The sequence below is a fragment of the Ochrobactrum sp. PL_is483 genome, from assembly GCF_055816855.1.
In genome coordinates this window covers 1-13634 of the sequence record NZ_JBVPGS010000032.1, presented here as the reverse complement: position 1 = coordinate 13634, position 13634 = coordinate 1, and the positions used below count along the sequence as shown (strand labels likewise).

Below are 13634 nucleotides of genomic sequence, written 5' to 3'. Positions count from 1 at the left end.
ATCACTCAGGCAATTTCAGTGTGGAGCTTGAGCGCCGCACTCGCTTGCGGCGGCCGGAAAACGGCTTCGGCACGGCATCGACCAGCGCCCGCGTATAATCGTGCTGCGGGTTGTCGAAGACCTCGTTCGTCGGCCCCTGCTCGACAATATTGCCGCGATAGATCACGGCCACGCGGTCGGTGATGGCACGCACGACGCCAAGATCATGGCTGATGAAGAGATAGGACAGGCCAAATTTCTCCTGCAAATCCATCATCAGGTTCAACACCTGCGCCTGAATGGAAACGTCGAGCGCCGAAACCGGCTCGTCGGCCACGATCAGCGCCGGCTTGGTGATGAGCGCCCGTGCGATGGCGATACGCTGACGCTGCCCGCCGGAAAACTCGTGCGGATATTTTTCCGCCGATGCCTTCGGCAAGCCAACCGCTTCCAACACTTCCGCCACGCGGTCGTCGCGGTCTTTGGCGCTCGTGCCGCTTTCCAGCGATACGATCGGTTCGGAAATGATGCGCTTCACCGTATGGCGTGGATCGAGCGAACCGTAGGGGTCCTGAAAGATCGCCTGAAAGCCCTTGCGCGCCTCCCGCAAACCGGCGCGATCAAGCGCATAAATATCCTGCCCGTTGATGAGGACCTGTCCCGATTGCGGACGCTCCAGCCCCATCACGGCGCGCGCCAGCGTGGATTTGCCCGAACCGCTTTCACCCACGATACCTAGGCTTTTCCCGGCTTCGATCTCGACATTCACGCCGTGTAACACCCGCAATGCGCTGGGCTTGGAGAAAAACGACGGACGCGGCAGCTGATATTCACGCACCACATCGCGCACCTGCAAGATCATGTTGCTCATGCCAGCACCTCGCCGTCTCGCGGGTGGATACAGGCGGCGCGATGCGCAATCCCCTCGTTCTCACCGATCAGATCCAGCCCCGGTATCGCCCTGCGGCAATCGTCCTGCACGAATGCGCAACGGTCGGCAAAGGTGCAATAAGGCGGACGCGCCAGCGGGTCCGGCACGACGCCTGGAATGGCGGCGAGCCGCTGGCGTCCGCTGCCGTGGCTACGCACCAGCGCGGCACCATGTGGGGAAGCCTGGAACAACCCCCGCGCATAAGGATGCGCCATGCGATTGAACACCGCTTCCGTGCGTCCGGTCTCGACGATGCGGCCCGCATACATGACGGCGATGCGGTCGGTCATTTCCGAAACCACGCCAAGGTCATGGGTGATGAGCATCAGGGCCGTGCCGGTTTCATCGATCAACTCGTCCATCAGGTCGAGAATCTGCGCCTGCACCGTCACATCGAGCGCCGTTGTCGGCTCATCGGCGATCAGCAGGTCCGGCTCGCAGGCAATCGCCATGGCGATCATCACGCGCTGGCGCTGCCCGCCGGAAAGCTGATGCGGGTAAAGATCGAGATTGAAGCGCGGCGCAGGCAAACCAACGCGATCCAAAAGGCGGCGCGCTTCACGCTCCGCATCGGCGCGGGTTTCGCCAAGATGCAGGCGGCGGCCTTCGGCGATCTGCGCGCCGATGGACTTGACCGGATTGAGCGCCGTCATCGGCTCCTGAAAGATCATCGCCATGCGCCGCCCGCGCATCTTGCACAGTTCGGCTTCCGGCTTGTTCGCCAAATCCTCGCCATCGAAGCGCAAGCGACCGCGCACGCGCATCCGGTCGGGCAGCAGGCCCATGGCGGCAAGAGCGGTGATCGACTTGCCGCTGCCGGATTCGCCCACCACGCCGAGGCGCTCGCCACGATTGAGCGTCAGGGTAATGTCGGACACGATATCGGCGACCTTGAGACCGATCGGCAGTTCGACGGACATAGTGTCCATTTCAAGCAAAGGCGTTGTCATCTCTGCCTCCTGACGCGCGGGTCAAGCACATCGCGCAATCCGTCGCCCAGCATGTTGAGGCCAAGCACGGCGAGCGTGATGGCGAGGCCGGGGAAGATGGCGAGCCATGGCGCGTCGTAGATGAAAGTCTGTGCATCGTTGAGCATCTTGCCCCAGCTCGGCATCGGCGGCTGGGTGCCAAGCCCGACATAGGACAGGCCCGCTTCCGCAACGATGGCGAGCGCGAACTGGATCGTCGCCTGCACGATCAGCACGTGGTTGATATTGGGCAGCACATGCAAAAGCGTGATCGAAATATCGCCGCGCCCCGCACAACGCGCCGCCTGCACATATTCGCGCTTCCACAGGCCGAGCGATGCGCCGCGTGTCACGCGCGCAAAAACCGGGATGTTGAAAATGCCGATGGCAATCATGGCATTGACCGCACCGGGCCCGAAAATGGCGGTAATGATGACAGCGGTCAGAAGGGCGGGAAACGCAAAGGCGAGATCGGTCATGCGCATGACGAAGCCGTCGATCAGCCCGCCGCGCGCCGCCGCAAGCGACCCGAGCGGGATGCCGATGCCCGCACCCACCAGCACGGCGATGATCGATACGGCGATGGAATTGCGTGCGCCGACCATGATCATGGAAAACACGTCGCGTCCAAAATTATCCGTGCCGAACAAATGATTGAAGCTCGGCCCCTGCAACTTGTCGCGGAAGTTCATCGCCGTCGGCGAATAAGGTGTCCAGACATACGAGATCACGGCCATTGCGATCAGAATGATCGTGATGAGCGAGCCGACGGCCAGACTGCGGCTGGTCAATATCGTTTTGAATATGCCCGGTTTAGGGAAAGCCTGCGCCTCGCTCATCGGCTGCCTCCCGTCGAAAGGCGCGGGTCGATGAAGCCATAGACAAGATCGACGATGAAATTGACCGCGATCACGGAAGCCGCCAGCAGCGTCACCAGCGACTGCACGGTCACGAGATCGCGCTGCGCAATGGCCTGAAACACCAGCCGTCCAAGGCCGGGCAGATTGAAGACGTTTTCGATGATGATGGTTCCTGCCAGCAGAAAGGAAAATTGCAGGCCGATGATGGTGACAACCGGGATCAGCGCATTGGGCACCGCATGACGCCAGAGCGCGGCCTTGCGCGTCAGGCCCTTGGCGCGCGCGGTCCGCACGAAATCCTCGCCCAAGGTTTCGATGACGGCTGATCGGGTCACGCGGGCTAGAATGGCGGCAAGCGGCAGGGCAAGCGCCAGGGCGGGGAGGAACAGCGAACGGATACCGTTCCAGAACCCGCCTTCCCACCCCGCAAAACCTGAGGCCGGAAACCAGCCAAGCTGCAAGGCAAACAGCAGGATCAGAAGCAGGCCAAGCCAGAAATTCGGGATCGCGACTCCGACCTGTGCCACGCCCATGGAGAGCACATCGCCGGTCTTGCCGCGCTTGGAGGCGGCATAGACACCAACCGGAATGGCGACCGCGACGGACAGGACCATCGACAGAAGCGCCAGCGGCAGCGTGACCATGATGCGCGGTCCCAGCAATTCGCTGATCGGCACGGAATAGGTGTAGCTGGTGCCGAAATCACCTTTCAGAAAGCCGCCAATCCATGTGAGATAGCGCCACCAGAGCGGCTGATCGAGGCCAAGCTGCTTGTGAAGCGCGGCCAGTGTTTCAGGCTGTGCATTGATACCCAGGATCACCGCTGCCGGATCGCCCGGCAACACCTGCATCAGCAGAAAGACGATGACTGAAGCCGCGAGCGTCGTAAGCAGGAGCGAAACCAGTCGCCCGGATATATAAGCCAGCAAAACGACCTCCTTGAAAAGACGGATATCCGCTTTTCACATTCCAATCTGCCGCACACCCTCCCCTTGTCTTTATGGGACGTACAGCCATTCGTGTTGTTATCCGCCCCTTTGCCAAAGCGCCGGGGCGGATGTTTTTATTCGGCCCAATAGGCTTGCGTCAGATCGTCAGCCGGGATCGGCATGTTCTTCCACAGGCCCTTTACGTTCTTGTTCCAGACGCCGATTTTCGGCAGCGCATAGAGGAAGACGTTCGGTTCGTCGGCGGCAAGCTTTTCCTGCAGCTTCTTTACGAGTTCGAGCTGTTCCGCATCGCTTCCAGCCTCGGCATAGGCCTTGTAGAGCGCCTTGTATTCCGGGTTCTGATAGTTGAAGTAATATTTGTCGCGGGCGTAGATATCGAGATCGCGCGCTTCCGTGTGTGCGATGATCGTGGCGTCGAAATCCGACCGCTTGAACACCTGATCCAGCCACTGGGCGAACTCGATCGGGACGAGATTGGCCTGAATGCCAACTTCCGCCAGCATGGCTGCGATGATCTCGCCGCCGCGTCGCGCATAGGCCGGTGGCGGAAGCGTGATGGTGATCGACGTGCCTGCCGGAACGCCTGCTTCTTCCAGCAACTGCTTCGCCTTCGCCGGATCATACGGATAGGTCTGCGAGAGATCGACATAGCCCGGATCGACTGGCGCATAATGCGAGCCGATCGGCGTGCCGAAGCCGGAATAAACGCCTTCGATCAGCGCCTTGCTGTCGATGGCATGAGCCAGCGCCTGACGTACCTTCACATTGTCGAATGGAGCCTTGGCATTGTTGAGCGACAGCAGAACCTTGCCCGCCGTATCGCCCACTTCGACCTGCAACTTGTCGTCACTCTTGAAGCGGCTGATCAGTTCCGGCGCCTGGAACATCGGAAACACGTCGATGTCACCGGCAAGGATGGCAGCGGCAGCAGCCGACGGATCGCTCACAAAGCGGAACGTGACGGCGGAAAGCTTCGCAGGCTCGCCCCAGTAATCCGGGTTACGTTCCAGCTCGACGCGGTCGCCCTGCACCCAGCGCTTGAACTTGAAGGGCCCCGTGCCGACCGGCTTGGTCTTGTTGTCCGCTGCCGAATTCGGCGCGACCATCACCGCATCGCCCCAGCCCATATTGAACAGGAAGTTCGATGTCGGGCGCTTCAGCGTGACGACGGCGGTCGCGGGATCAGGGCATTCCGTGCTTGCAATTGGCTCGAACAGCCCCTTTTGCGCATTGGTGGAATCCGGCGCCACCGCGCGCTCATAGGAAAATTTCACGACCGAGCAGTCGAACGGTGTTCCGTCATGAAACTTCACGCCGGAACGCAGCTTGAACGTATAGGTTTTCTTATCGTCGGAGACGGTCCAGCTTTCAGCCAGAAGCGGCTTGACCGTACCGTCTTCGACAATACGCACCAGACCTTCATAGAGGTTCGCATAGGTAACCTGCCGGATGCCGGCGGCGGCGTTGGCCGTCGGATCAAGCCCCGGCGGTTCCAGCACTTCGCCGACCACCAGCGTATCTTTCGCAAAAGCACCGTTGATCGATGCCAGCATCGCGGCTGTGACCAGCCCGGCTTTCAGCAGCTTACCCATGGTTCCCCTGTTTCCTTCTTGATTTAAATCGAGCGCCCGCCATCCACGTCGAGCGCAACCCCTGTAATCATAGAGGCAGCAGGCGAGCAAAGGAAAGCCGCAGCTTCAGCCAGATCGTCGGGTTTCAACAGGCGGCCCATCGGGATGGAATCGCGGAATTTTTTGCGGATTTCCTCGGTGTCCTCACCCATGAAGGTGGTGAGCAGCGGCGTTTCGCCGGCAACCGGATTAAGTGCTACAACGCGAATTTTCGCGGGTGCAAGCTCGATGGCCAGCGCCTTTGTGACCGACACGACCCAGCCCTTGGTGGCATTGTACCAGGCAAGATTCGGACGCGGACGCCCGGCTCCGGTCGAAGCGACGTTGAGGATTACGCATTCCTGTCCCTTGGCACCATTCTCCTTGAAATGCGGAATGAGCTTGCGCGTCATCAGATAGACGCCGCGCACATTGACGCCGAGAATGCGGTCGAACTCGTCCGGCTCAACCAGTTCGGCATTTTGCGGCTTGTGGCCGATCCCGGCATTGTTGATCAGAATATCGACTTTACCGAATTTCGACAGGGCAGCTTCCACCGCCGCATCGACATCACTTTCCTTGGAGATATCGGCAGCAACGGCCAGCGCCGCATCGCCAATTTCACCCGCAACGCGTTTCGCGCCCGCCTCGTCGCGGTCAACGATGATGACCTTCGCGCCGCCATCGGCAAAGCGCTTTGCCATGCCTTCGCCAAACCCCGAACCTGCTCCCGTGATGAGCGCGACCTTACCTTCAAGCGACATCGTGCTTTACCCTAACCATGATATACAGAAATCGTCTTCAGCGAGGCGAATCCATAGAGCGCCTCGAAACCCTTTTCGCGGCCATGGCCGGATTTTTTCACGCCGCCGAACGGCAACTCGATGCCGCCACCAGCACCGTAATTATTAATGAAGACCTGACCGGAATGGATGGCATGCGCGAGGCGGAACTGCCGTCCGCCATCCTTGGTCCAGATGCCGCAGACAAGGCCATAGGATGTACCATTGGCAATCGCGATGGCTTCTTCTTCCGTGTCGAAAGGCAGGATGACCTGTACGGGGCCAAAAATTTCCTCCTGCGCCAGCCGATGATCGGCAGGCACGTCGCGGATCAGCGTCGGCAGGACATAGGCGCCGCCTTCGGGCGCATCGTCGGTCAGCACGCCTTGCGCGGCAATGGCCAAGCCGCTTTCTTTTGCAAGTTCCAGATAGTTCTCGACAATCGTCTTCTGGCGCTGCGACACGACCGGGCCGACAGACAGGTCAGCGCTGGCCGGACCAACCTTCAATGCGCGGTAGCGTTCGCTCATGCGGGCGACGACGTCTTCATAAATGCTGCGCTCGACCAGAATGCGTGACGAGGCCGAGCAGGTCTGACCGGCATTCTGGATGCCTGCATTGACCAGAAACGGCAAGGCGCGGTCGAGATCGGCATCGGCGAAGACGATCTGCGGCGATTTTCCGCCGAGTTCCAGCGTTACCGGCACGGTGTTCTTCGCCGCCGCCGCCTGCACCGCCTCGCCCGTGCGCACCGATCCGGTAAATGAGATGTGATTGACATCTGGATGTTCGGAGAGCGCCGCACCGGCTTCCGCGCCAAGCCCCGTCACCACGTTCAGCGCGCCTTTCGGCAAGCCCGCCTTTTCGGCGATCTTCGCAAATTCTAGGATCGTGAGGCAGGCTTCCTCGGCAGGCTTGACCACGGCTGCATTGCCCATGGCCAATGCCGCGCCAAGACTGCGGCCCAGAATCTGCATCGGATAGTTCCACGGAATGATATGGCCCGTAACGCCATGCGGTTCATAGATCGACAGAACCGTAAAGCCGTTCTGATAGGGCAGCGTATCGCCATGCACCTTGTCGGCGGATGCGCCGTAAAACTCAAGGTAACGTGCCAGCGCCACCACATCGGCACGAGCCTGCGTGACCGGCTTGCCGACATCCTTCGATTCCAGATCGGTCAGGAGGTCGATATTCTTCAAGACCTCGTCCGAAATGCGATGCAGCACGCGGCCACGCTCGGTCGCCGTCAGCTTGCCCCAATCGCCGGAAAGCGCGCTGCGGGCCGCAGCTACCGCCAGGTCGATATCGGCCTTGGCGCCGCGCGCAATCAGCGCCAGATCGCTGCCATCGGATGGGTTTTTGAGTGTGATGTGCTCGCCGCCAACGGCATCCTGCCATTCGCCCGCGATGAAATTGCCATAACGGAGCAAGCCGGCTCCTCCCGTCTTGTTCTCATGCTTCATCTTCATTCTCCCGAAGCGGCATTCCCGCCTCCAGTCTTGCCGTGGTTGCGCGGATATGCGCCCGCGCCAGCCGCTCGGCCTCTTCACCATCACGCGCGGCAATAGCCTCGACAATGGCTCCATGCTCGCGGATTGCATCGCGCGCCCGGTCGACCGACAGCGAAAAGGAAGGCGCAAAAACCTGCGATGTCATACGCAACAGTGGCACGAAGGCAATCAGTGAGGCGTTGCCCGCCGTGTTCATCACCGCCATATGAAAATCGACATTGGACTGGGTATAGGCTTTCGGGTCCCACGGATCGACAACCGCGCCCTGTCCCGCAACATGCGCACGCAGCTTTGCGATATCCGCGTCGGTCGCCCGTTCGGCGGCAAAGCGCGCGGCGACACCATCCAGCACCTCGCGCACCGCATAGGCATCGATCAGGCGCGTAAGATCGGCCGATGCGACACGAACGCCCCGCCCCGGCAGGTGAATGACCAGCCCGTCACGCTCCAGAACACGCAAGGCTTCGCGCAGCGGCGTGCGGCTGATGCCGAATTCAGCCGCAATATGTTCCTGCCTGAGTATCGCGCCCGGCGCGTAATCACCCGCATAAATTCGCTCGCGAAGCGCCTCTGCCACTTCGTCCAGCAAACGGGTCTGACTGCGCCATTCAAAAGCCGCCAATAGAAAAGCCTCCCAACTTTTCGAATTAGAATATCCTGGATACAAAATCAGTCAATCTGAAAACGGATATGCTTTTCAGAAATTAAGGAGGAAAGAAAAGACCGGAAATTTCGTAAACGGCGCGCGAAACGATGCAAATCGTCAAAACGTCTCTGGGAATAGCGCTGGGGCAAACCCGCCCGAAAATTCTCACTCGCCAACGATTTGCGCCAGCATTTCGGCAAGCTGGCGGATCTGGTCGGGCCCACTGTCCATATGCCGAATGACGATTTCTATCGGCTCAACGGATGGCAATCCCGCAGCGGCAGGCACGACACGATGACCGGGCAGCGCCACGCGTGTCGGCAACAGGCTGACGCCCAGCCCCTCGGCAACGGCGCTCTGAATGCTGGCAAGGCTGGAGCTGGTAAAAACCACATGCCAACGCCTGCCCAGCCGGTCGAGAGCTTCCATCATGTCGCTGCGGTAAAGACCGTTGGGCGGGAACGCGACAAGCGGCAGCGGATCAGCATGGGAAACAGGGAAAGCGGCGCTATCGAGCCATGAAAGCGGTTCAGGCCAGTGCATGACCCCGACCGTTTCGCCGCGCTTCTGCTTCACCATGACCAGATCGAATTCTCCAGTCTCGAAACCTTTCTGCAAATCACGGCTGAGGCCGCTTGTCACTTCGAGCTTCGTATTGGGATGCGCGCGCATAAAACGCGCCAGCGCGGGCGTGACGAGCCGCGACGCAAAATCTTCCGGCAATCCGAGACGGAACACGGCGGCGAGCGCCGTGCCGGTCATGGCGGCTGCGGCTTCGTCATGCAGGTGCAATATGCGGCGGGCATAGCCCAGCAGCTTTTCGCCCGCGTCGGTCGGGCGCACATCATGCCGGGCACGCTGCAGAAGCGCCTGTCCGGCAGCTTCTTCCAGCCGGATAATCTTCTGACTCACGGTCGATTGTGTCGAATGCAGTTGCAAGGCCGCTACCGTGAAACTGCGGCTGTCGACAACAGCCACGAAGGCCCGCAAAAGATCGAGATTGAAAACAGTATTCATAAATCAACTGGATATCAGTTAAACATTTAATTTCCAAATATGACACCCTGTCTGTAAAAACGCAACAAACAGGAGAACCAGCCGATGCGTCAAACAATATTCAGCTTGAGTGCCTTGGCATTGATTGCAGGGATGACCGTTATGACCGAACCGACTTTGCCCGGCCCCAAGGCAGCGCAGGCCGCAACTCAGGCCGAAACCGCTCTTCTTCAAGCCGCAGCGGCCGGTGATCTCACCGCCGTCAACGCGGCCATCAAGGCTGGCGCGAACCTTGAGACGCGCGGCAACAACGGTGAGACGGCGCTTCTAGCCGCAACCCATGGCAATCACGTCGATGTCGCCCGTGCGCTCATCAACGCTGGGGCAGACGTCAATGCCAAGGATGCCATCAAGGACAGCCCCTATCTTTATGCGGGCGCACGCGGACATCTCGAAATTCTCAAGATGACGCTTGCGCATGGCGCGGATTTGAAGAGCACAAACCGCTATGGCGGAACGGCGCTCATTCCCGCCTCCGAACGCGGGCATGTCGAAACCGTGCGCACGCTGATCGAGGCTGGCGTCAAGGTCGATCACGTCAACAATCTTGGCTGGACGGCGCTTCTCGAAGCCATCATGCTGGGCGATGGCGGCCAGCGCCATGTCGATATCGTCAAGCTTCTCATCGATGCCGGAGCCGACGTCAATCTGGCAGACAATGATGGTGTAACCCCGCTTCAGCATGCCCGCAGCCGCGGCTATGCGCCCATGGTGGCACTACTGGAAAAGGCAGGCGCAAAATGAGCAGCGACAATGCATTTCTCGATCAGGCTATAAAACTGGCATTCGACAATGTTGAAGCAGGCGGTCGTCCGTTCGGTGCCGTGGTCGTCAAGGGCGGCAAGATCATCGCCACAGGCGTCAATCGCATGCAGGCCGATTGCGACCCGACCGCCCATGCCGAATTGCTGGCGTTGCGTGCGGCGGGCAAGGCGCTGCAATCGCCGCGTCTCGATGGCTGCGAAGTCTATGCCAGCGGCCAGCCCTGCCCCATGTGTTTTGCCGCGATGCGCATGGCGGGCGTCGAAAAAATACGCTTTGCCTATTCCAACGAGCAGGCCGAACCGTTTGGCCTTTCAACCGCGAAAATCGCTGCTGAACTCGCCAAGCCGGTCAGCGAACAGACCGGCATCAGCTTTGAGCACTCCCCACGGCAAAATGATCCTGAACTCTACGCAGCCTGGGAAAGCAAGAACAAGGCAGGCGCCTGAGACATGCAAACAACCACCCATCCGGCAACCGGCAGCAAGCACACCGCAAACATTGCTCTCATCGCGCTTGTCATCCTAGTCGGCCTCAATCTGCGTCCGTTCCTGACCGCGCCGGGGCCGGTGCTTTCGGACATCGCAGCCGATACCGGCATGGGTTTCGGCGCGCTGTCGCTGCTCACCTTTCTGCCAATGATGCTGATGGGGCTTGGCGCTTTCGCCGCGCCGCGCATCCAGTCACTGTTCGGCATCCGCCGCAGCATGTTCGCAGCACTTGCCGTTCTTGGAGCAGGCTCCCTTCTGCGGGGCTTTGCGCCGGACGGCGTTGCGCTGGTGCTCACCGCCATCCTGTGTGGCGCAGGCGTTGCGGTAATCCAGGCGTTGATGCCCGGCCTCATCAAGGCCAATTTCCCATCCACCATCGCCACGGTAACCGGGCTCTATTCCGCGATGATCATGGGCGGCGGCGCGCTCGGCGCACGGCTGACACCATGGCTGGCGGGTGCAGAGCACAACTGGCGCTTCGCCCTTGCCGTCCTTGCAATTCCCGCAGTGCTGGCCCTGCTGACCGCTATTCCCATTCTTCGCGAAACATCATCGTCGGGCAGAAAATCCGGAATCACCGGGCATCTGCTGCGGCGTCCGCGCACATGGGTATTGATGGCCGCTTTCGGCCTCGTCAATGCAGGCTACTCATCCATGGTGGCCTGGCTCGCCCCCTATTACCAGTCGCTGGGGCTTGCGGCCTCCACCACCGGCAATCTGATCGCAGCAATGGCCATAGCGCAGGCGCTTGCCGCTTTCGGCTTGCCGCTTCTTGCCCGCCGCAGCACCGACCGACGCCCATGGTTGCTGCTGACATTGGCCATGCAGGCATCAGGCTTCGCAGGCCTTGCTTTCGCACCGCAGCTTTCGCCCTTCTTGTGGTCGATCATCTGCGGCGCAGGTCTCGGCGGCAGCTTCGCCCTTGCGATGATTACATCGCTCGACCACCTCCCAGACCGGAAGAAGCAGGCGCTCTGGCCGCCATGATGCAGGGCGGCGGCTTCCTCATTGCCGCACTCGGCCCCGTCGCCACCGCGTTCCTGCATGGACTGACCGGCTCGTTCGCATCGGGCTGGATTCTGCACCTCGTTCTGGTCGCGAGCATCTTTCCGCTCTATCTGAGCTTCAATCCGCGCAAATATGCACATGTGATGAAACTGCCGGCTCAGGCGGAAAATGGCGCATGATAGCAGCGCCCGGCCAGTTTGACGTTGGCTCCCGCTGCTGCCATGCAAGCAGCGTGCGGGCACCAGGTGCTAAGGACACTAATTTCATCCACAGCTTTGAGAGGAACTGGCAAATATCTTGCACAAAGAAGCAAATTTCCCTGTTGCAATCTGCGAAGCGTTGGTCCATATAGCGCCTGCCTGACGGAAACGAACGGTTTCTGAAACGACTGGCGCGAGCGGGTGTAGCTCAGGGGTAGAGCACAACCTTGCCAAGGTTGGGGTCGAGGGTTCGAATCCCTTCGCCCGCTCCAGTTTCACAGATCAGGTTTTACGAAGGCTGCCGACAGGCGGCCTTTCGTGTTTCTGAAGCCCGTTTTCGAATTCCATTCAAAGCGTGTCTCCCCAAAGGGAGGCCGTCTGCGGGAAAACCAGTTCACCGGACTGATTTCGCCTCCCTAAAGAAGCTTGAACGGAAGTCCCGAAACAAGGGCCTTGATATAGCGTTTCTTCTGAAAATAGCCGTTGAGCGAGATACGCGGGATCGCCGTGGCTGGCATAACGCCAGCTTGCGGTAGCACACCCGGCTGCGTGGTCACGCCCGCATCGAAACCCGCATCCAGAACCGCGTTGATTTCACGCTCGCCGACCGCCGCCTTCCATCCATAGGGATAAGCAAAGGAACGAGGCCTGTAACCGGCATAGCGTTCCACTGAGGCGGTCGAATCAGCGATTTCCCGTAGCAGCCGCTTGTCATCGACACGGCGCAGATTGACGTGCGTGACCGTGTGTGCGCCAAAATGCACGAGCGGGTCGAGAGCAAGGCTCCGCAACTCCATGGGGCTCATCACCGATTCGTCGACAAGAGCGATTGCGTCGATTCCTGCCGCCTGCGCGGCCGCATCGATGCGGGTCACCGCCTTGTCTTCATCAAAACATTGCACGAATTGAACAAGCCGGGCAAAAGCCGCTGATTTTTGAGCCGGGGTTGCGGAGCGGACACTGACGACACCGCTGCCAAAATCGAACTCAAAGCTGTCGGCCTCCATCACCAGAGCGGCGGTGGTTCTCCACCACATTGATCGCTTGCGTTCCACGAAGCCGGTCGTGATAAAAACCGTATATGGGATATTGTACCGCGCAAATACGGGAGCCGCGAATTCGGCATTGTTCCGATAGCCATCATCCAGCGTGAATGCGACATATTTCCGCTTGCTATCCGGCCCGGAAAGCAGCTTCGGCAAATCATGCAGGTGCACTGGGACGAGACCGGTCTCCAATGCTGCCTCTATCGCCATTTCGAGCGTTTGCGGCGTAATCGAGAGAATGGCGTTGGGGTCCAGCCGATCTGCCGCATCCTCAGGCTTGACGTGATGCATCGTGAAAACGACGCCGCGCCCGCCAGCTGATGGGTAAAGCGCTGCCGCGCCGGAAAGGGCGATAGCCTCCAGCCCGGCCCGGATCAGCGGATATTTCAAACTGCCCTTTATTGATCGCAGCAACATCTTCTTGATTAGTTTTCCCCGATGCCCGGCCTTGCGAAAGATAGAACCCAGGCCTTGAGTCCCGTCCGCCTATAGCAACTTCATCCGTCGAGGTGAATTGCTTTCGCAGTACCAAATTTCAGGCAAGATGGGCAGCACGCTGAACAACACGTAATTTACCTCTACGATGGCGTTATTCAGGAAGCGGAGGGGGCCCATTGCCTGTCTCGTAGTTGAATCAGACCATCCATTATCGCGAAGATCTCACCCCCCTTCAGTTTCTACGCCTAAAGTGAAAGGCGTCATTGTCCGCTGGTGTCATGTTTGCTCTGGAAACGCAAAAACCCCGCTGCGTGGGCAACGGGGTTTTGGATCGTTGGTTGCGGGGGCAGGATTTGAACCTGCGGCCTTCAGGTTATGAGCCTGACGAGCTAC

The 13634-nt window shown here is 59.8% G+C and carries 12 protein-coding genes, 1 tRNA gene and 1 pseudogene; 4 read left to right on the top strand and 10 right to left on the bottom strand.

The window, feature by feature from the left end:
* Position 1: 1 nt before the first annotated feature.
* From AC0TNJ_RS08635 to AC0TNJ_RS08595, 9 genes are all read right to left on the bottom strand, one after another.
* The gene (locus tag AC0TNJ_RS08635) at positions 2-850 is read right to left on the bottom strand and encodes an ATP-binding cassette domain-containing protein (protein ID WP_473769821.1); all 849 of its coding nucleotides are present in this window, start codon (positions 848-850) and stop codon (positions 2-4) included.
* Positions 847-1860 (bottom strand): ABC transporter ATP-binding protein, encoded by a 1014-nt coding sequence (locus AC0TNJ_RS08630; protein ID WP_122001485.1) that lies wholly within the window; start codon positions 1858-1860, stop codon positions 847-849. Before AC0TNJ_RS08630 ends, AC0TNJ_RS08635 begins: the two co-directional genes overlap by 4 nt.
* Entirely contained in the window at positions 1857-2717 is an 861-nt protein-coding gene (locus tag AC0TNJ_RS08625) for an ABC transporter permease (protein WP_121987370.1), read from the bottom strand. The genes AC0TNJ_RS08630 and AC0TNJ_RS08625 overlap by 4 nt, the downstream gene beginning before the upstream one ends.
* On the bottom strand, positions 2714-3667 hold the full coding sequence (locus AC0TNJ_RS08620; protein ID WP_025090765.1) for an ABC transporter permease: 954 nt from the start codon (positions 3665-3667) through the stop codon (positions 2714-2716). Before AC0TNJ_RS08620 ends, AC0TNJ_RS08625 begins: the two co-directional genes overlap by 4 nt.
* Before the next feature lie 134 nt (positions 3668-3801).
* The gene (locus AC0TNJ_RS08615; protein ID WP_473770849.1) at positions 3802-5280 is read right to left on the bottom strand and encodes an ABC transporter substrate-binding protein; all 1479 of its coding nucleotides are present in this window, start codon (positions 5278-5280) and stop codon (positions 3802-3804) included.
* A 23-nt stretch (positions 5281-5303) separates the two neighbouring features.
* Positions 5304-6062, bottom strand: a complete 759-nt coding sequence (locus AC0TNJ_RS08610) for an SDR family oxidoreductase (RefSeq protein ID WP_473770848.1) — start codon at positions 6060-6062, stop codon at positions 5304-5306.
* 11 nt (positions 6063-6073) lie between these two features.
* Entirely contained in the window at positions 6074-7546 is a 1473-nt protein-coding gene (locus AC0TNJ_RS08605) for an aldehyde dehydrogenase family protein (RefSeq protein WP_473770847.1), read from the bottom strand.
* The gene (locus AC0TNJ_RS08600) at positions 7536-8216 is read right to left on the bottom strand and encodes a GntR family transcriptional regulator (protein WP_122001489.1); all 681 of its coding nucleotides are present in this window, start codon (positions 8214-8216) and stop codon (positions 7536-7538) included. The genes AC0TNJ_RS08605 and AC0TNJ_RS08600 overlap by 11 nt, the downstream gene beginning before the upstream one ends.
* A 189-nt stretch (positions 8217-8405) precedes the next feature.
* Positions 8406-9257, bottom strand: a complete 852-nt coding sequence (locus AC0TNJ_RS08595; RefSeq protein WP_473770846.1) for a LysR family transcriptional regulator — start codon at positions 9255-9257, stop codon at positions 8406-8408.
* Positions 9258-9398: 141 nt separating this feature from the next.
* Here AC0TNJ_RS08595 and AC0TNJ_RS08590 point away from each other — a divergent pair, with 141 nt between their 5' ends.
* The 4 genes and pseudogenes from AC0TNJ_RS08590 to AC0TNJ_RS08575 all read left to right on the top strand — a co-directional run bounded on the left by AC0TNJ_RS08590 (position 9399) and on the right by AC0TNJ_RS08575 (position 12029).
* On the top strand, positions 9399-10040 hold the full coding sequence (locus AC0TNJ_RS08590; protein WP_473770845.1) for an ankyrin repeat domain-containing protein: 642 nt from the start codon (positions 9399-9401) through the stop codon (positions 10038-10040).
* Positions 10037-10507, top strand: coding sequence for a nucleoside deaminase (locus tag AC0TNJ_RS08585; protein WP_473770844.1), 471 nt, complete (start codon positions 10037-10039; stop codon positions 10505-10507). The genes AC0TNJ_RS08590 and AC0TNJ_RS08585 overlap by 4 nt, the downstream gene beginning before the upstream one ends.
* Before the next feature lie 3 nt (positions 10508-10510).
* Positions 10511-11736: pseudogene (locus AC0TNJ_RS08580) on the top strand (cyanate transporter).
* Positions 11737-11954: 218 nt separating this feature from the next.
* Positions 11955-12029 (top strand) — tRNA-Gly (locus AC0TNJ_RS08575).
* A 144-nt stretch (positions 12030-12173) separates the two neighbouring features.
* Here AC0TNJ_RS08575 and AC0TNJ_RS08570 read toward each other — a convergent pair.
* Positions 12174-13220, bottom strand: coding sequence for a polysaccharide deacetylase family protein (locus AC0TNJ_RS08570; protein ID WP_473770843.1), 1047 nt, complete (start codon positions 13218-13220; stop codon positions 12174-12176).
* Positions 13221-13634: the final 414 nt, after the last annotated feature.